At 70.9% G+C, this 18,050-nt stretch carries 15 protein-coding genes; 10 read left to right on the top strand and 5 right to left on the bottom strand.

Annotated features, from left to right (window positions below; translation table 11 throughout):
* Positions 1 to 284 precede the first annotated feature (284 nt).
* Together Afe05nite_RS41930 and Afe05nite_RS45255 are read left to right on the top strand one after the other, a co-directional pair.
* Positions 285 to 626: a hypothetical protein gene (locus Afe05nite_RS41930; protein WP_203822929.1), complete on the top strand. Its 342-nt coding sequence runs from the start codon at positions 285 to 287 to the stop codon at positions 624 to 626.
* A 498-nt stretch (positions 627 to 1,124) separates the two neighbouring features.
* Positions 1,125 to 2,690 carry a hypothetical protein gene (locus Afe05nite_RS45255; RefSeq protein ID WP_498371350.1) on the top strand — a complete coding sequence of 522 codons (1,566 nt, stop codon included), beginning with the start codon at positions 1,125 to 1,127 and terminating at the stop codon, positions 2,688 to 2,690.
* Positions 2,691 to 3,070: 380 nt separating this feature from the next.
* On the opposite strand, the gene Afe05nite_RS41920 is transcribed toward Afe05nite_RS45255, so the two are convergent.
* Complete coding sequence (locus tag Afe05nite_RS41920) at positions 3,071 to 5,371, bottom strand: putative bifunctional diguanylate cyclase/phosphodiesterase (protein ID WP_203822927.1); 2,301 nt, start codon at positions 5,369 to 5,371, stop codon at positions 3,071 to 3,073.
* A gap of 112 nt (positions 5,372 to 5,483) precedes the next feature.
* On the opposite strand from Afe05nite_RS41920, the gene Afe05nite_RS41915 reads away from it, so the two are divergent.
* The 5 genes from Afe05nite_RS41915 (at position 5,484) to Afe05nite_RS41895 (ending at position 11,034) form a co-directional block, all read left to right on the top strand.
* Positions 5,484 to 6,956 (top strand): GGDEF domain-containing protein, encoded by a 1,473-nt coding sequence (locus Afe05nite_RS41915; protein WP_203822926.1) that lies wholly within the window; start codon positions 5,484 to 5,486, stop codon positions 6,954 to 6,956.
* Between the two features lie 96 nt (positions 6,957 to 7,052).
* Positions 7,053 to 8,516, top strand: coding sequence for a benzaldehyde dehydrogenase (locus tag Afe05nite_RS41910; protein ID WP_203822925.1), 1,464 nt, complete (start codon positions 7,053 to 7,055; stop codon positions 8,514 to 8,516).
* A gap of 64 nt (positions 8,517 to 8,580) precedes the next feature.
* Complete coding sequence (locus Afe05nite_RS41905; RefSeq protein ID WP_239118620.1) at positions 8,581 to 9,483, top strand: NAD(P)H-binding protein; 903 nt, start codon at positions 8,581 to 8,583, stop codon at positions 9,481 to 9,483.
* On the top strand, positions 9,480 to 10,196 hold the full coding sequence (locus tag Afe05nite_RS41900) for a CPBP family intramembrane glutamic endopeptidase (RefSeq protein ID WP_203822924.1): 717 nt from the start codon (positions 9,480 to 9,482) through the stop codon (positions 10,194 to 10,196). Before Afe05nite_RS41905 ends, Afe05nite_RS41900 begins: the two co-directional genes overlap by 4 nt.
* 70 nt (positions 10,197 to 10,266) lie before the next feature.
* Positions 10,267 to 11,034 (top strand): hypothetical protein, encoded by a 768-nt coding sequence (locus Afe05nite_RS41895; RefSeq protein ID WP_203822923.1) that lies wholly within the window; start codon positions 10,267 to 10,269, stop codon positions 11,032 to 11,034.
* Positions 11,035 to 11,051: 17 nt separating this feature from the next.
* Here the strand turns inward: Afe05nite_RS41895 and Afe05nite_RS41890 are convergent, their stop codons facing one another.
* A complete protein-coding gene (locus tag Afe05nite_RS41890) occupies positions 11,052 to 12,215 on the bottom strand; it encodes an FAD-dependent monooxygenase (protein WP_203822922.1) in 1,164 nt (387 codons plus the stop codon).
* 62 nt (positions 12,216 to 12,277) lie between these two features.
* On the opposite strand from Afe05nite_RS41890, the gene Afe05nite_RS41885 reads away from it, so the two are divergent.
* Entirely contained in the window at positions 12,278 to 12,826 is a 549-nt protein-coding gene (locus Afe05nite_RS41885; RefSeq protein WP_203822921.1) for a MarR family winged helix-turn-helix transcriptional regulator, read from the top strand.
* Between the two features lie 161 nt (positions 12,827 to 12,987).
* On the opposite strand, the gene Afe05nite_RS41880 is transcribed toward Afe05nite_RS41885, so the two are convergent.
* Positions 12,988 to 13,410 carry a YybH family protein gene (locus tag Afe05nite_RS41880; protein ID WP_203822920.1) on the bottom strand — a complete coding sequence of 141 codons (423 nt, stop codon included), beginning with the start codon at positions 13,408 to 13,410 and terminating at the stop codon, positions 12,988 to 12,990.
* 178 nt (positions 13,411 to 13,588) lie between these two features.
* Between Afe05nite_RS41880 and Afe05nite_RS41875 the strand changes: the two genes are divergently transcribed.
* Complete coding sequence (locus Afe05nite_RS41875; protein WP_239118619.1) at positions 13,589 to 13,846, top strand: YciI family protein; 258 nt, start codon at positions 13,589 to 13,591, stop codon at positions 13,844 to 13,846.
* The gene (locus Afe05nite_RS41870) at positions 13,834 to 15,054 is read left to right on the top strand and encodes an RNA polymerase sigma factor (RefSeq protein ID WP_203822919.1); all 1,221 of its coding nucleotides are present in this window, start codon (positions 13,834 to 13,836) and stop codon (positions 15,052 to 15,054) included. Before Afe05nite_RS41875 ends, Afe05nite_RS41870 begins: the two co-directional genes overlap by 13 nt.
* Positions 15,055 to 15,065: 11 nt before the next feature.
* On the opposite strand, the gene Afe05nite_RS41865 is transcribed toward Afe05nite_RS41870, so the two are convergent.
* Complete coding sequence (locus Afe05nite_RS41865; RefSeq protein ID WP_203822918.1) at positions 15,066 to 17,309, bottom strand: FtsX-like permease family protein; 2,244 nt, start codon at positions 17,307 to 17,309, stop codon at positions 15,066 to 15,068.
* Entirely contained in the window at positions 17,306 to 17,962 is a 657-nt protein-coding gene (locus Afe05nite_RS41860; protein ID WP_203822917.1) for an ABC transporter ATP-binding protein, read from the bottom strand. Before Afe05nite_RS41860 ends, Afe05nite_RS41865 begins: the two co-directional genes overlap by 4 nt.
* Positions 17,963 to 18,050: the final 88 nt, after the last annotated feature.

Genomic DNA, 18,050 nt, shown 5'->3' with positions numbered 1-18,050 from the left:
CATTGTGCTTGCCTACCTCCGCGTTGACTCGATGAGGGCGGTCAGGGCCGGCAGCTCGGAAGCAGCGGCATCCAGAACTGCTTCGAGTCCGCGTTCTCCAGCGTCCAGCGACGCCGACCGGCAGATAGCCTCGTCAAGCGCGCCGGGCAAAGGTGGATGGGAAAGTCCGTTACTAGCGTTCTGCTAACGACCGCAAGGTATGAGCCGGTTCGAGTCCGGTAGCCCGGCGCGCCTGCTCGGCGGCAAGAGAGTGCGTTGCTCGGCTGATGGGGCACACTCCGAGGGTGGAGACGCAGAAAGCTTGGTTCTCGGTCCGGTGCCTTTTCCGGCTTAATGCGGAAGCGCCCGCGACGTACGAGGAACGGATAACGCTCTGGCGCGCGTCATCGCCCGCTGAGGCAGTGACTCTGGCCGAGGGCGAGGCCGGAGAGTACGCCGCCGACCTGGCCGGCGAATACCTCGGCTTGGCGCAGGTCTACACCTTGGCCGACGAACTCAGCCATGGGGCTGAGCTCTTTTCCCTACTCCGCGACAGCCAACTCCCACCGGCCGCCTACCTCGATGCGTTCTTCGACACCGGGGATGAGCGCCAAGTCACCGCCGCCATTAAAACTTCCGACGGTTAGCCACCCGGCGGTGGGCTGGCCGGTGTCCGCCCGGTCAGCGGCACGTCCGTGCGCCAAGGAGCGATCGGAGCTCGTACCGTTGCCCTCGCCGGCGGGCCTTGCTCCCGCAACCACACGTCGGCCCCTCGCACAAGGCGCGAAGGGGGCGTGGGCGCGCTTTATCGGCGGCAAATGAGGGCGTCGAAGGCGACTCCGCAATGCTTCGGAGAAGCCGAACGCTCGGAAGCCATGAACAGATTTCCTGCTGGCCGTACCGCGTGACCATGATGTCGTTGGTAGAAGTACGTCTCCGCTGGACTCAAACCACGTCTACTGCGCCGGACGAGGAGTGGCCCTGCCGAGAGTTTGTCGAAGGCGCAGTGTGCCGGTATATTCAGGCGTCTGGTGTTACAGGCGCACGACAGCGGATCATGTGCTTGATGCGGCCAGACGAAGACCTTCAGCACTGGATGGCCAGAGGCGCCCCCCAACGTTCGCCGACGGGGAGGTTAACAAAAAGTGACCAAAGTATATCCGCCCTTCTTCTTCATTGCTCACTTGCCATTTGCTGACGTACGTCCATTCTGTCCGGGCGAGACGCATCGTCTTCCATCACCTACGTGGCCGGATGCAGAGCCGGGTCGTCAATTCGTGAGGTCGACCGGCGCGATATATCCTCGGCCACGCAACTCTCCGGGATTCTGGCCCGGAGAAAACGCGTTCTGTGAAGCTTCGGCCGCGGTCCGCATTCCGACCAGCCACCGGGACCAAGGGTTAATGTGCCATTTCAGGCGACTCTATGGGAACGGGAACGGAATGCTTCGATTCGAGATTGGTCTCGGGAATAGAACTGCAGCGCGGAAACGTCTCGATCGGCTTGCTGGCCTTCCTCCGATTCAGCTAGTTCAGCATCTTATGGACGTGCCAGTTTCGATTCCCCAAGCGCGGAGCCCAGAGCTGATCAGCCTCGCGCGCATGGATAACGATCTCGCCGCAGCCTTACTCGCTAATACAAGCACTCAAGAAGCCGTGCGAGCTGGAACCCTAGAAAAATGGTGGGTGACACCGGGGCGCATGCTCACGCTACTTGAGCTTCGCGAAACGGCTCGCCCCAGGAGGTTGAAGAACCCCAACGCAATTCCCGGCGTATCACTGGATCACATGCAACTCTGGCACGCAAGCCGATCAAGCGTCGCGTGGATTATGCGGACGGACGGCACCGCCGAAGCGAGTGAGTTTCGCGCGCTGCGAATCCACCTGGTTCGACTTCATTCCGAGCGAGAAGTTCTACGACAAACCCTACGCCTCCTTTCTCGAGGTCGCATAAAGGTCCAGCGCGGCACTGACGCCTCCGATCGCCTACAACAGTATCTAGTGGACGCAGTGCGGACATTGCGAAAAGAAGTCCGATTTGGCCTCCCGCAATCGGACATTCTAAGGATGGCTTACGGCTTTGACAACCTGGTCGCAAAGGGAGATATCCCGGGCCTCCATCAAAGCCTATCTTCGGCTCGGAGGAATGTCGCGCGACTCATTGAAGTCTACGTTAACGAAGATCTGGCCACGAAGAGCGATCTAGGGAAAAATCTCCAGAGCATCAGGGCGGCACGCAGGACAATTTCGATGATCGCCAACGGCGAGCTTTCCAGGAGCGCTAATCATGCAACCCGGCAATCAATACATGTCGGGACGGCCTACTTAGGAGATGGAGTCACCGTGCATGACGAGAGCAAGCGGATTCAGATAGGGAACGTCAGTGGTTCTATCACCGGAATTGTGGGCATCGACGCGAAGATTCAGAACAGCTTTCAACAACTCGGCAACTCGACGGCAGATACGGGTCTCAAAAGGCTGCTCGAAGAGTTGATCCTGGCCGTTTCGAATCTCGCAAAGGAGCTACCGCAGGCAGATGGCGAAGCAGTCGGGCGGGAGCTTAGCGACTTTACAGGGGAGGCGACGTCTGACGCCCCTCGCCGGAGGGTGCTTGAGACGTTCGGCGATGGGCTAAGGAAGGCCGCCGAATTGGCTAGTGAGGTGGGGACACCGGTCATCGCGCTTGTGAACGCCGTGATCGCGATGTTCTAGTCAGCCTGTCGCCAATAGTCGCACTCGCTAGCACGTTGCCTCGCGCACTTTGGCCGCCATCGCTAAGGTGCCACGCACTGGTTCAGGCTACACGGCGCAGTTGAGGATATCTACCGACAGTCCTCTTGCGCCCGGCGCACCTAAAATTGCGAGCGAAGGCGAAGTGAATGTTCTCGGTGGCGATGTAGAATATCGCTCGCCGAAGTGGCGGAGTGCGCCGGCGTTCATACTCTAGACGAGCGTAGAGCGACTAGATCCGTTACATCGCGACGGGACTCTTCGACGAAGGTATAGAACACACTGTTCTCGGCAAATGAGTGCGCTCATTGTGGACTCAGTAGGTGATGGTCGGACGGCCGGGCTGCGGGCGTTGACGCCGGTCAGGCTGGGTTGAGGGTCGGGGTGAGGCTTCGGGGATCGAGACCGGCGCGCTCGCGCAACCAAGCGGTCAGCACGTCCGGGGGCTGGGGGCGGCTCACGTGGTAGCCCTGGACGAGGTCGCAATCCCAGCGGCGTAACCGGTCCAGGACGGCTTCGTTCTCGGCGCCTTCGGCGATCAGGCGCATGTTCAGGTTGTGGGCCAGTTCGACGGTGCTCTTGACGATGGCGGCGCTGCGGGTGTCGGTGTCGCAGTGGGTCACGAAGGCCCGGTCGAGTTTGAGGTCGTCGACCGGCAGCGCGTGCAGGTAGGCGAGGCTCGAGTAGCCGGTGCCGTAATCGTCGATGGCCAGTCGGATTCCGGTGGCGCGCAGTTCGGCGAGGACGCCGGTGGCGCGGGCGGCGTCGCGCATCAGGACTTCCTCGGTGATCTCCAGGTGCAGGGCGGCCGGCGGCACGCCGTGGCGGGTCAGGGCGTCGGCGACGTAGGCCGGCAGCGTGACGTCGTGCAGGTTGGCGGCGGACAGGTTGACCGCGATGGTGAGGTCGAGTCCGGCGGCCCGCCAGGCGGCGGACTGGGCGAGGGCCATCTCGAGGACTTCCAGGGTGAGCCGCCCCATCAGGCCGGCGTGTTCGGCGAGCGCCAGGAAACCGTCGGGGTAGACCAGGCCGCGGGTGGGGTGGTTCCAGCGGACGAGCGCCTCCACCCCCGGGATGCCGCCCGTGGCCAGCTCCATCTGGGGCTGGTAGTGCAGGACCAGTTCCCCGTTGCCGAGGCCGGCGCGCAGTTCCTCCAGGGTGGTCAGGCGTTGCCGGTCGGCGTCGTCGTGGGCACCGCTGGTGGTCACCACCACCCCGCTGTGGTCGCCCTTGGCGACGCGCATGGCGCTGTCGGCGTGCCGGAGCAGGGTGCCGCGGTCGGTGCCGTGCTCGGGGAACACGGCCACCCCGACGCTGGCGTCGACGTGCAGGGTGACCCGTTCCAGGTCGAACGGGCGGCGCAGGGCGGCGAGCAGGTTGATCGCGGTCGTCCGGGCGCTGGTCACGTCGGCGTGCGGCAGCAGCAGGCCGAACTCGTCGCCACCCAGCCGGGCCAGCAGGCCGGCGCCGCCGAACGCCTCGGCCAGCCGGGCCGCGACCATCTGCAGCAGCCGGTCGCCGAGGTGATGTCCGAGGCTGTCGTTGATCTCCTTGAAGTGGTCCAGGTCGACGATGGCGACCGCCAGTGGGGCCGATCCGGCCGGGCGGCCCAGTTCCCGGTCGAGCACCTCGAGGAACAGCCGGCGGTTGGGCAGCTCGGTCAGGTCGTCGGTGCGGGCCTGCCGGCGGGCGTCGGCGAGGGCCGCCACCGCGCGGACGGTCAGCAGCATCCGGACGATCGCGCCGCCGATCGCGGCCGCCGCGAGCAGGCTGCTGGTCCGCGGCAGGGCGCCGGACCGCCAGCCGCCGATCAGCAGCAGCAGCAGCGACGCGAAGGCCAGCACGGCCGGCAGGGCCACGCCGACGACTTTCGCGGCGGGCCGGCGTTCGGCCGGTCGTTGCCGGCTCTGCCACGCCGCCGTGACGATGACGGCCAGGGCGATCGTCCAGAGCGCGTCGGTCCAGCCGCCCGGTATGTAGGTGCCGTGCGTGGTCTCGTACATGTGGATGCCGTTGGCGATGGTGTTGATGCCCATCCCGGCGAGCAGCAGCACCCAGAGAGGTTCGGTGCGCCAGCCGCTGAGCGCCCAGGCCCCGAGCAGGAGGCCGGCCAGGACGATGTCCGCGATCGGGTAGGCCACGCTCACCCCGACCGACCACCGGGAGGCGCCGGGGGCGCCGCCGAAGTCGGTCATGAACACCACCGACGCGAACGCCGCCGCGCAGGCCGCCGCGATCAGGCCGTCCAGCCAGGTGGCCGGGCCGATCCGGGCGGTCCGCGCCCGCAGGAGCTGGATCACCGCCGCGTACGCGAGCGGGTAGTACGCCAGCCACATCACGTCGGCGAACGAGGGATAGGGCGGCGGGTTCCGGTCGGCGAGAACCGCTACCCAGGTGAGGGTGCCGGCGGCGTAGGCGCCCAGTCCCCCGGTCATCAGCAGCCAGGCGGTCCGGTCCTGGCGTACCGCGATCGCTCGCACCAGCACCAGCACCGCGGCCAGCACGTAGATCGCGTCCTGCAGCAGGCCGCCGAACCACGGATTGCGGTCCGACCAGGGCCGCGCCGCCGGAACCACCGCCACCGACTGGGCGAGCAGCAGCACGAGGCCCGCCCCGAACCCGGCGCGGAGCCAGACCGGCCCGCGCCACGGCGTCATCCTCATCGGCACCACACTCGCCCATTTCCGGCCGTCCGGGACGGGACTGAGCGTTTTGAAACCGTTCTGCACCCGGATTCGGGCGGTGCGGCGACCGGGATGGGGTGTCATTGGCGGTATGGGTCGGCGTTGGTGGCAGGTGTCCATCGCGGCTATGACGCTGGCGATCGCCGGCTACCTCCTGCTGGCGGTCGGCGCGTGGGTGTCGATGGCGTGGTCGCTGGTCAACACCGTGGGTCCGGTCGCCATGCTGGTGCTGGCCGCGCACCGGCTGCCGCGGCACGCACGGGCCGGCTGGTATCTGCTCGCGCTGGGCATCCTCGCCAACGGGTCCGCGGTGGTGCCGAAGACCATCGTGTACGAGTTCGGGTCCGGCGACGCGTACCCGACCATCGCCGACGTTTTCTACCTGCTGTTCTATCCGGCGGTGCTGACGAGCATCGGGCTGCTGATCCGGCGCTGGCCGCCGCGGCTGATCCGCCCGGCACTGCTCGACGCGGCCACCATCACCGTCGGCATCAGCGTGCTGGCCTGGGTGTACGCGATCGATCCGGCGCTGCGGGACACCAGCTACACCCTTGCCGGGCGGTTGGTGCGGGTCGCGTACCCGGTCAGTGATCTGCTTCTGATCCTGTTGGCTCTCGTCCTGGTCCGCAGCGGGGGCGTCTCGCCGGGCCGGCGCGCCCGCTGGGGTTCCGCGCCCCCGTGGCTCGCCGCCGGCCTGCTCACCTTCCTCGCCGGCGACCTGGTCTGGCTGCTGATCGGCGACCGCCCGGTGTCGGAGTGGGCGACGCGCGGCATCGATCTGCTGTACTTCGCCGCGTTCCTGCTCCTCGCGTACGCCGTGCGGCACGCCGCCGCGACCGACGAGCAGCGCGCCACCGCGGTGCCCCGGCCGCCCGGCGTCCCGCTGATGTCGATGCTGCTGCTCGCGCTGCTGATGGCCCCGGCCGTGATGGTCATGCAGATGTCGCACGGCGAGTTCCAGCACGGCGCCGCCATCGCCGTCGGTTCCACCATCATGTCGGTCCTGGTGGTCACCCGGCTGACGGTGCTGCTCCGCTTCGTGGCCCGGCAGACCGAACAGGTGCGCGAACTGGCCCGCCGCGACGAGCTCACCGGCCTGCCCAACCGGCGCGCCTGGACCGACGAGCTGCCCCGGGTGCTCGAGCAGGCCCGGCAGACCGGTCTGCCGGTGAGCGTCTGCATGATGGACCTGGATCACTTCAAGACGTTCAACGACACCCACGGTCACCAGGCCGGCGACCGGGTGCTCAAGGAGGCCGCCGCGGCCTGGTCGGGTCAGCTGCGCCGGTCCGACATCCTCGCCCGGTACGGCGGTGAGGAGTTCATCGTGCTGCTGCCGGAGACCGCCCTCGACGCCGCCTGCATGATCATGCAGCGGCTCCGGCCGGTGACGCCGTCGGCGCAGACCTTCTCGTCCGGGGTGGCGACGTGGGACGCGACCGAGACGTCGGAGGAACTGATCGCCCGCGCCGACCGGGCCCTCTACGAGGCCAAGCACACCGGCCGTGACCGCGTCGTCGGCGCGGCGTCACCGGCGCCCGTGGCCGCGAGCGCGACTCCCTGAACTGACGGTTCCCAGGCTGCTCGACAGCCCCCTGATCGCGCTACAAAGGCAGGGCCGGTTCCGCGGGAACGGCAGGCTCCAGGGAGGAGACGCGTTATGGGACTGCTCGACAGCGTCGATTGGCAAGGCAAGATCTTCAAGAACGGCGATTGGGTACGCGGTGACGGCGGCGACTACCCGGTCGTGGAACCCGCCACCGGCGCGGAACTGGGCCGGATGGGGCGAGCCACACCGGCTGACGTGGCCGACGCCGCCGCCCACGCGGTGCGGGCGCAGAAGGAGTGGGCGGCCCTCCCGCACCCGGCCCGCGCGGCGGTGCTCCGCCGAGCCGGTGACCTCTGGCAGCAGCACGCGGCCGAGATCAGCGACTGGAACGTCCGGGAGGTCGGCGCGGTGCCGGGCATGGCCGGGTTCGCCCTGCACGTCGCGGCCGAGGAGTGCTACGAGGCGGCGGCGCTGCCCAGCCGGGCGATCGGCGAACTGCTGCCGTCCGAGCACGAACGGCTCTCCATCGCCCGCCGGATGCCGGCCGGCGTGGTCGGCGTGATCTCCCCGTTCAACGTGCCGATCATCCTCGGCATCCGCTCCGTCGCGCCCGCCCTCGCGCTCGGCAACGCGGTGATCCTCAAACCCGACCCGCGCACCGCGGTCACCGGCGGCACCCTGATGGCCCGGATCTTCGAGGAGGCCGGGCTGCCCGCCGGCGTCCTGCACATGCTGCCCGGCGGCCCGGACGTCGGCGAGGCGCTGGTCACCGACCCGAACGTACGGGTCCTCTCGTTCACCGGTTCCACCCCGGTCGGCCGCCGCATCGGCGAGCTGGCCGGCCGCCACCTCAAGCGCGCCCACCTGGAGCTGGGCGGCAACTCCGCGCTGCTCGTGCTCGACGACGCCGACGTCGACGCCGCGGTCAACCTGGCCGCCTGGGGGTCGTTCTTCCACCAGGGCCAGATCTGCATGACCACCGGCCGCCACCTGGTCGCCGCCCGCATCTACGACGAGTTCGTGGAACGTCTCGCCGAGAAGGCCGGCCATCTCCCGGTCGGCAACCCGGCCACCGACGAGGTCGCCCTCGGCCCGATCATCGACGCCGGCCAGCGCGACAAGATCCACGGCCTGGTCACCGCCAGCGCCGACCAGGGTGCCAAGATCGTCGCCGGCGGTACGTACGAGCAGCTCTTCTACCGCCCGACCGTGCTCGCCGACGTGCCCCTGACCGCCCCCGCGTTCGCCGAGGAGATCTTCGGCCCGGTCGCCCCGATCACCCGCGTGCACAGTGTGGACGAGGCCGTCGAACTGGCCGGCGCGAGCGAGTACGGCCTGTCGCTCGGCATCGTCACGCAGGACGTCATGCACGGCCTGGCGGTGGCCGAGCGCATCCCGACAGGCATCGTGCACATCAACGACCAGACGGTGAACGACGAGGCCAACGCACCCTTCGGCGGCGTCGGCGCGTCCGGCACCGGTGCCCGCTTCGGGGGCGCCGCGGCGAACATCGAGGCGTTCACCGAGACCCGGTGGATCACGATGCGCGCGAAGCCGGCCACCTACCCGTTCTGACCGCTGACGACCCGGGCCGGAGGCGACCTGCTTTCGGCCCGGCCGATCCGGGTAGGTAGCGGGGGTGACGAAAACGATTCTGGTCAGCGGTGCCTCCGGCTTCATCGGTTCGCATGTCGCCGAGCGCTTGGTCGAGCAGGGCTATCGGGTACGGGCGATGACGCGCCGGCCGCAGGAGTACCGGGGTGCGGGCGAGCCGGTCGAGGCCGACGTCATGCGGGCCGAGTCGCTGGGCCCGGCCTTCGACGGCGTGGACGCCGCCTACTACCTGGTGCATTCCCTGGGCTCCGACGACTTCGAGAGCCGCGACGCCGAGGCCGCCCGCGCGTTCGCGGCCGCCGCCGCCACGGCCCGGCTGGAGCGGATCGTCTACCTGGGCGGGCTCGGCTCGGACAGCGGCCGGCTGTCGGCCCACCTGCGCTCGCGCCGGGCGGTGGAGAAGATCCTGCGGGCGGGGCCGGTGCCGGTCACCGTGCTGCGCGCGGCGGTGGTCGTCGGGCACGGCAACATCTCCTGGGAGATGACCCGGGAACTCTCCGATCGGCTGCCGGTCATGGTCACGCCGCGCTGGGTCAATACGCGTACGCAACCGATCGCCCTGGCCGACGCCGTGCGGTACCTGACCGGTGTGCTGGAGCCCGCCGAGGCCCGGGGTCGCACCTATGAGATCGGCGGGCCGGAGGTCCTGCGCTACATCGACATGCTGCAGCGGGCCGCGATGATCCGCGGGAAGCGGGTCCGCAACGTCACCGTGCCGCTGCTGACGCCCCGGTTGTCGTCGGCGTGGCTGCGCCTGGTCACCGACGTCGACACGGTGACCGCGCGCAACCTGATCGACTCGATGACCAACGAGGTCGTGGTGCGCGACGACGCGATCACCCGGCTGGTGCCGGGCGCCGCCATCGGTTACGACGAGGCCGTGCGGCTGGCCCTGGAGCAGCGCGAGCGAGCCGGCGCGGATCGATGACGTCGAGCTGGCCGGAGCGCACCCGGCGCTTCATCCGCACCTCGCTCATCGAGCCGGTCGAGCGCGACCACCGGCAGAGCGACCAGGAGTTCCGCCGGCGCCGCCTGGTCGCCGTCCTCACCCTGGTGGCCGGGGCGACACTGCTCGGCATCTCGCTGTCGCTGCCCCCCGGTGACGCGACGTTCTACCTGCTCACCGGCCTCGTCGCGGCGGTCTGGATCGGCGGCGCGCTGCTGTCCGGGCCACTGCACCTGGGCCGCATCCGGCTCGGTGGCCGGCTGCGGCGCCCGATCGTCATCCCCATCCTGACCGGGCTGGTCATCGCCGGCATCTTCGTGGCCGGGGCCCTGGTCGTGCGGGAGGTCCCGGCCCTGCGCAACCCGGTGAACAGCGTGCTGGCCCACGCGCGCTACGGCAACGTGGTGGCGATCGCCGCCGTCACCGTGCTCAACGGGATCGCCGAGGAGATCTTCTTCCGCGGTGCGCTCTTCGCCGCCATCGGCCGCCGGCACCCGGTCGCGATCTCCACCGTCGTCTACGGTGCCGCCACCCTCGCCACCGCCAACCTGATGCTCGTCTTCTCGGCCCTGGCTCTCGGCCTGCTGCTCGGTCTGCAACGGCGGGTCACCGGCGGCATCCTCGCTCCGGTGCTGACCCATATCACCTGGTCGACGGCCATGCTGTTCGCCCTGCCCGCCCTCATCCACCAGTGAGGGCTTCCGCCGTACATCGATGGACTGCAATGATGGGAGCGCTCCCAGACCCCTTGAAGGAGATCCCGCCATGCGCAGCCTCGTCGCCGTCCTCACCGCCGCCCTGACGCTCGCCGCCACCGTCGGCAGCGCCCCGGCCGAAGCCGCCCGGCCCGGCTCGTGCGGGCGCGGCCTGCTGTTCTGCGAGGACTTCGAGCGACTGCCGACGGGCGGCCCGAGCACGCTGAAGTGGGGTGTCGACACCCGCAACGGCACCCTCACGGTCGAACGGGCCGGCCGCCGCAACCAGGTGCTGCACGCGCACACCGTCGACAACGGACGCGCCTTCCTGCGGGTCGACGACTTCGCCGCCGGTGGCAACCGGTTCTACGGCCGGATGCGGCTGCGCGTCGACGCCTTCCCCACCGCGCCCGACTGGGCCCACTTCACCCTGGTCGAGGCCACCGGCACCGGAAGCACCGAGGTCGTCCGGCCGATCGGCGGCCAGTACGCGCCCACCGTCCCCGGCGTCTTCTGGGGTGTCGGCGCCGACGGCGGCCCGACCGGCGACTGGACGTCGTGGCGGGAGTCCGCGCCGGTCACCGAGGACGCCTGGCAGTGCTTCGAGTGGGAGCTGGACCCGGCGGGCAACCGGGTCGCCGTGTGGATCGACGGAGTGGCGAACCCGGAACTGACCGCCTCCACCGACGAGCACGGCGGCAACGACGTCCCGTTCGTCCTGCCCGCGGTGCATACCGTCAAGATCGGCTGGCAGCTCTACCAGGGCGGCACCACCCCGGGCCAGTTCGACATCTGGATGGACGACATCGCCCTCGGCACCAAGCGACTCGGCTGCTGACCGGCCGCGGCCGGGGCTCAGAGATCCGGTAGGGCGCGATCGGTGGCGGCGACCTGGGTCAGCTTGGCGATGCGGGGCGCGAGGAGCGGGGAGGTGAGCACCCGGTCCGCCACGCCGCGCGCGGCCAGGCCGAGGCGGGTCCGCGGATAGGCGAACAACTCCAGGCCGGGCGGCAGTTTCTGGACGTCGTCGACCAGCGGGCGCATCCATTGCTCGTACGCGAGCAGGGCCTTTTCCCGGTCCGCCGCCCGTTTCAGGAAGGCGGCCAGGACGTAGCCGCTGACCAGGGCGAGTGACGCGCCACCGCCGCCCATCGGGGTCACGCACCAGCCCGCGTCACCGGCCAGCACCACGCGGCCACGATGCCACGTGGTCATCCGGATCTGGGTCAGATGGTCGATGTAGACGTCGTCGGACTTGTCGAAGGCGTCGAGGACGCGCGGGGCCACCCAGCCGGCGCCGGCGTAGCGCTCCCGGACCCGGGCCAGCGCCTCGCGCCGGTCGAGGCCGGTCAGATCCTCGCCGCGGGAGTAGGAGAGGATCGCGCGGGTGGTGCCGTGGTTGTCGGGGCGCAGGTGGATCTGGCGGCCGCCGACGGTGTTGTACCACCGCCACCGGTCGTCGTCGTCCGGCGTGCGCGGGATGGTGCCGAACACCATGTTGATGCCCAGGTCACGGCGCTCGACCCCGGTCGGGAACAGGCGGTCACGGGTGGCCGAGCGGACGCCCTCGGCGATCACCACCAGGTCGGCGCCGAGGACGCGGCCGGCCGCCGTGGTGACGGCGTCGTCGGTGATCGTGTCGATGGTGTCGCCGTAGATGAACTCGACGCCCTCCGGGAGGTGGTCGAGGACGGTGCGGGCGAGGTCGCCGCGCAGGATCTCCAGTTCGGCCGTGGCGCCGTCGGTGCCGCCGGACGGCAGCTCGGCCCGCACCCCGCCGTCCGCGCCGATCAGGACCGTCCCGGTCTCGGTGGTGTTCTGTGCCTTGACCGCCTCGAACAGCCCCATCCGCCGAAGCACCTCACGGGCGACCCCGCGGACGTCGACGTTCTGCCCGCCGTCGCGGAACTCGGGGGCCCGTTCGACGACCGTGACCGCCCAGCCGGTGCGCCGCAGCCAGAAGGCGGCGGACAGGCCGGCGATGCTCGCTCCCGAGATCACTGCACGCGATGATGTCATGTCTGACTCGTTCTCCCTTTTGCTTTACAGTGAAGCTACTACACAGTGAAGGATTCTGTACAGTGGAAGTGGACCCACTCACCGTCGACTGGTCGCCCGAACAGACGGCCACGATGCAAGCGCTGCGCGACTGGGCGGTCAGCTTCACGGAGCTCAACCAGCACCTGGCAGCTTGGATGAACCTGCCCGGCTCGGACGCCAACGCCCTCGGCCAGATCATCTGGGCGGCCGAGGACGGTCAGCCGCTGACCCCGGCCGACCTCGCCCGCCAGATCGGCATGACGTCCGGCGCCACCACCGTGCTCCTGAACCGGCTCGAGACCGCCGGCCACATCCGCCGCAGCCGCGAACACACCGACCGGCGCCGGGTCACCCTGCGCCCCGAACCGGGCGCCCGCGAACAGGCCCGCGCCTTCCTCGCCGAGGCCGGCGCCGAGATCGCCGCCACCCTGCAGGACACCGGCACCGCGGAACTGCGCCAGGTGATCGCCTTCCTCCAGCGCATCACCGGAGCGAGCGCGGCCGCGAACAAACGACTCCAGAACCGGGCCGCGGGACACCGGCGCGCCGCGGCCGCCGCCGCCCGACCCGACCGCCCGGAGAGCCGCTGACCAGACCCGACACCCGAGCGGGGCCGGCGGGCGGGGCCGGCGGGCGGCGGATGCCCTGCGGAACAAGGGCCTGGAAAGCTGACTGGACCGAATCCGAGCAGGCCTTCCACGAAGCGGAACGCCGGGCCACGAAGCGGAACCGGCGGAAAGGGGCGCCCGGGTCAGGGGGTCAGGCTGATGGCGGCGCGGAAAGAACCGTCCATCTCGAAGGGCACGGACTCGTGTTCGTGTGTTACCAGCCAGCGACCGTCGACGCGGCGCAGGCCGAGGGTTACCCGGAACCAGAGGGTGAAGCTCGAGGTGGCGCCGCGCGGGGTGGCGGTGAGGCAGTCGAGGCTGGTGGCGAACGCTACGGTGCCGTCGGTGGTGATCCGCAGGTCGGTGACTTCGCGGCGGGGTGGGGCCTCGAAGGTGGCGATCCAGGATGCCAGGGCGGTCGGGTCGAGGCCGTTGCCGGGCTGGCGCAGCGGCGGGGCGAGGGTGAACTCGACGAAGGTGGGCGCGTAGTAGGACAGGATGGCCGTGGCGTCACCGGTCTCCAGCAGCGCGGCCTTGCGTTCGATGACTTCCTGGATCTCGTTCATGCCGGGATGTCGAAGCCGGGCCGGCCGGTTTCGACATCCCGGCGAGAGAGACGGAGAGCAACCATGAAATATCTGATCCTGATCCAGTCGAACCCGCAGTCGCTGGCGGGTCTGGGAGACGCTCAGCGAGCAGCAGCGTATCGATTTCGGCCGGGGGCACTGGCGGCTCAGCGCGCAGATGCGGGACGCCGGGGTGCTGGTGGTCAGTGAGGGGCTGGGCGATCCGGCGCTGGCCACGCAGGTTTCGGTGCGCGACGGCCGGACGATCACCTCGGACGGGCCGTACGCCGAGGTGAAGGAGCATCTGGCCGGGTTCTACCTGATCGATGTGGCGGATCTCGACGAGGCGGTCGGCTGGGCCGCGAAGGCGCCGGACGCCGCGTACACCCGGGTCGAGGTGCGGCCGATCCTCGATATGAGCGCGTGGGAGCAGTGACCGGGCTGCCGGACCTGCTGCGCGAGTGCGCGCCGCAGGTCCTGGCGGCGGTGGTGCGCCGGTACGGCGATTTCGACGCCGCTGAGGACGCGGTGCAGGAGGCGCTGATCGCGGCCGCCGAGCAGTGGCCCCGGACCGGGGTGCCGGCGCAGCCGCGGAACTGGCTGATCACGGTGGCCGGCCGGCGGCGGGTGGAGCAGCTGCGCAACGAGACGGCCCGCCGGCGGCGGGAGGAGGCGGTGCGCAACGACCCCGAACCGGACGTACGCGGTGACGACGAACTGGCCCTGCTGCTGCTCTGCTGCCATCCCGCGCTGAGCGTGCCGGCGCAGGTCACGCTCACGTTGCGGGCGGTCGGCGGGCTCACCACGGCGGAGATCGCCCGTGCGCTGCTGCTGCCGGAGACCACCGTCGGCCAGCGGATCAGCCGGGCCAAGCAGCGGATCCGGGACACCGGCACCCGTTTCGACGGGCCGGCGACCGACGAGCGGCTCACGGCGGTGCGGCACGTGCTCTATCTGATCTTCAACGAGGGCTACACCGCCAGTTCCGGGGACTGCCTGAACCGGGTCGAGCTGACCCGGGAGGCGATCCGGCTGACCCGCCAGCTGCACCGGCGTCTGCCCGGTGACGGCGAGGTGGCCGGGCTGCTCGCGTTGATGCTGCTCACCGACGCGCGCCGGCCGTCGCGTACCCGATCGGACGGCACCCTGGTCCCGCTGGCCGACCAGGACCGCGGCCGCTGGGACGCGGCGGCGATCGCCGAGGGCGGCGCGCTGATCACCCACTCGCTGGCACACGCCCCGATCGGACCGTTCCAGCTGCAGGCCGCGATCGCCGCGGTGCACGACGAGGCGGCGCGCGCCACGGACACCGATTGGCCGCAGATCCTCGCCCTGTACGGGATGTTGCACGCGCTCGCCCCGAGCCCGATGGTCACGCTGAACCGGATCGTGGCCCGCGCCATGGTCGACGGCCCCGAGGCCGGGCTCGCCGCCCTGGACGAGGTCGCGGCGGATCCGGTGCTGGCCCGGCACCACCGGACCGCGGCGGTGCGGGCCCACCTGCTCGAACTGGCCGGTGACCGGGCCGGGGCGCGGGAACACTACGCTCGGGCCGCCCGGCTCACCCTCAGCCGGCCCGAGCAGCTCTACCTTCAGTCGCGGGCGGCCCGCCGGCTCGACGAGAGCGCTGACCCGGCGGGCTGAGCCGCCGGGCGTCACTCGGTGCGCAACGTGACAGCCGTCCTGGTCCGGGCCGCCCAGCCGGCCGGGAGCAGCGCCCCGGCCGCCCCGATGACCAGGCCGGCCAGGGCGAGGACGGCGAGCAGGCCCACCGCGTACACGTCGATGGTGCTCGGCGGCAGGCGGATGCCGGCGCCGGCGGCCATCGCCGGGACGGCCCAGTGGTGCAGGAGATATCCGGCGGGGACGCCGGCGGCGCCGCCGACCAGGCCGGGCACGCCGACGGAGGCGATGACCATGGCGGCGGTCTGCTTCGGGGTCATTCCCAGCGATTTGTGTACGCCGATGTCATGCACCCGATCGCGGGAGTCGAGCACGACCGCGTTGAGCACACCGAGCCCGGCCACCGCCACCAGCAGAGCCGTGAGCAGGGCAGTGAGCGAGTCGAGCACGATGAGGGTGCCGTCCGCTCCCTCGACCCGGGTGGCCTCGGCCGGCACATGCCGGCTGCGCAGGGCGGCGAGGTAGGCGTCCCGGTCGGTGCCGGGCCGCAGCTTGACGTACCACTCGAAGCCCGTCCGCACGCCGGGAACGCCGGCGACGTCGGTGTAGAGGTGGGCGTTGGCGCTGCCGTCGAAGACCTCGCCGACCAGGGTGAGCGGGCCGTGCCCGGGACCGGTGACGACGTCGCCGACGTGCTTGCCGGTGGCGGTGAGCAAGCCGGTGGTGACCACCGCCTCGCCCGGTCCGGTGTACCACCGGCCGGCCAGCATCTCGTACCCGGCAGCTGTCGCGTCTCCGCTGGTCACGGAACCATTGGCGGGGTCGTGCAGCCCGTCGACGGCGATGTCGGCGGGCGCGCGGCCGTAGTAACTGCCGGTTCCGGGGGTGGTGTCGAGGACCGTACGGGCGTCCGCGCCACCGCCCTGGGCCATGACCGGCAGGACGAGCACGTCGGCGGAGGTGGCCGGTCTCTGGTCGGCGGCCTGGACCAGGCGCAGCGAACTGGCCAGCCCGATGGCGAAGGTCGCCGCCGCGGTGCCGAGCCCGATCGTCAGCAGCAGGGCCAGCAGCCGGGCGGGCCGGGTGAACGGCTGGGCGATGCCGAGACCGACCGGCCTCGGCAGCCGGGAGCGCGCGGCCAGCCGGGCGGCGAGCCGGCCCCGGCCGCTGTGCGGGGTGCGACCGACGGCGAGCGCGTCGACGGTGCGCAGCCGGGCCGCCCGCCACGCGGCGGGGGCCGCGGTCGCGCTGATCACCAGGAGCGCGGCGACGACCGCGGCGGCGTCGACCCACGGGGTGACCGACATCGGGACGGTGCCGAACAGCTCGGCGACGTCGGCGGTCAGCGGCACCGCGAGCAGGTCACCGGCCACGATGCCGAGGACGGCGCCGATCATGCCGGGGAGCAGGGCCTGGGCCAGGCAGGCCCGGACCACCTGGGCCGGGGTCAGGCCGAGCGCCTTCATGACGCCGATGCGCCGGATCGCCGAGGCCACCGTGCCGGCCGCGACATTGCCGATGACCAGGGCGGCCAGGGCCAGGCCCAGCAATCCGAACGCGCTCAGCAGCGGCACGAACAGCTGGGTGCGGTGTGCGGCGTCGGCGCGCACGCTCAGCCAGGACTGGGCCTGCACGCCGGGGCCGAGCGCGGCCGTGTGCGCGGTCATCGCCGCCTCGGAGCCGGCGTCGGCGTACCGGTAGAGCATCTGCCAGCCGGTCGGCCCGATCGCGGCGACCCCGTCGGGGGTCATCCAGCCCTGCGCGGTCCGGCTGATCGACCGGCCCTCGCCGACGACCCGCAGGGTGGTCCCGTCCGCCGTGCGCAGCGTGGTGCCGGCCGGGATCCGCAGGTGGCCGCGGGCGACCACGATCTCGTCGGTGCCGCGCGCCCAGCGTCCGGTCAGCAGGGTCACCCGGTCGACGGCGTCGCCGCCGGGGGCGGCCCGCCCGACGACCCGCAGCGACGGCAGGCCGAACCGCGGCGCGTCGGCCGGCGCCGCGCTGATCGTGGTCACCGGGAACGGGCCGGCGGCCTGGCCGGCCCGCGCGGCGGTGGCCGCGGCCTGTTCCCGGGTGGTGGACGCGGCGTCGAAGAGAGCTGTCAAGTGGGCGCCGCGCTGGGCCGCGAAGGCGTTCGCGAACGGCGCCGACGATGCGGCCAGCAGCAGTCCGGCGAGGACGGTGGCGGTCACGGCCATCGCCGTCGCCGCGACGATCACGATCGTCGAGACGCGGCGCCGTTGCGCGCCGCGCACCACGCTACGAATGGCGGTCACGACGCGACCCGGCCGTCGACGAGGCGGACGGTGCGGGTGGCGACCGCGGCGGCGAGGACCTCGTCGTGGGTGACGAGCACGATCGTCTGGCCCTCGGCGTGCAGATCGATGAGCAGTTTGCGCACCTCGGCGCCCGACGCGGTGTCGAGGGCGCCGGTCGGTTCGTCGGCGAGCAGCAGCGGCGGCCGGTTCATCAGCGCCCGCGCGACCGCGACGCGCTGCCGTTCCCCGCCGGAGAGACGACCGGGATAGGCGTCGGCGTGCCGGTCGATGCCCAGCGTCTCGAGGAGTTGGCGGGCGCGCCGGCGCGAATCGGCGGCGGGCCGGCCGGCGATCTGCGCGGGCAGCAGCACGTTGTCGGTGACGGTCAGATCGTCGAGCAGGTTGAAGAACTGGAAGACCAGGCCGACGGTGGCGCGGCGGTACCGGGCGGCGGCCGCCTCACCCAGCCGGTCCACCCGGGTGCCGCCGACCGTGACCGTGCCCTCGGTCGGCCGGTCGAGGCCGGCGATCAGGTTGAGCAATGTCGACTTGCCGCTGCCCGACGGGCCGAGCAGGGCCAGGCATTCACCCTCGGCGACGTGCAGGCTGAGGTGGTCGAGGGCGGCCTGGTCACCCTCGTAGCGGCGGCTCACGTCCGCGACGTCAATCATGGTGCCGACGCTAGGGACGGGCGGGCACCGCGGGCGTCGGCCGTGGGAGTGCCTTCGCCGGGTCGGGTCATCCCCCCGGCGTAGTCGA

It is taken from the genome of Paractinoplanes ferrugineus, assembly GCF_016862195.1.
Lineage (GTDB): Bacteria > Actinomycetota > Actinomycetes > Mycobacteriales > Micromonosporaceae > Actinoplanes > Actinoplanes ferrugineus.
Note: the sequence above shows the minus strand (reverse complement) of the source record. Positions and strands in the feature narration are given on the sequence as shown.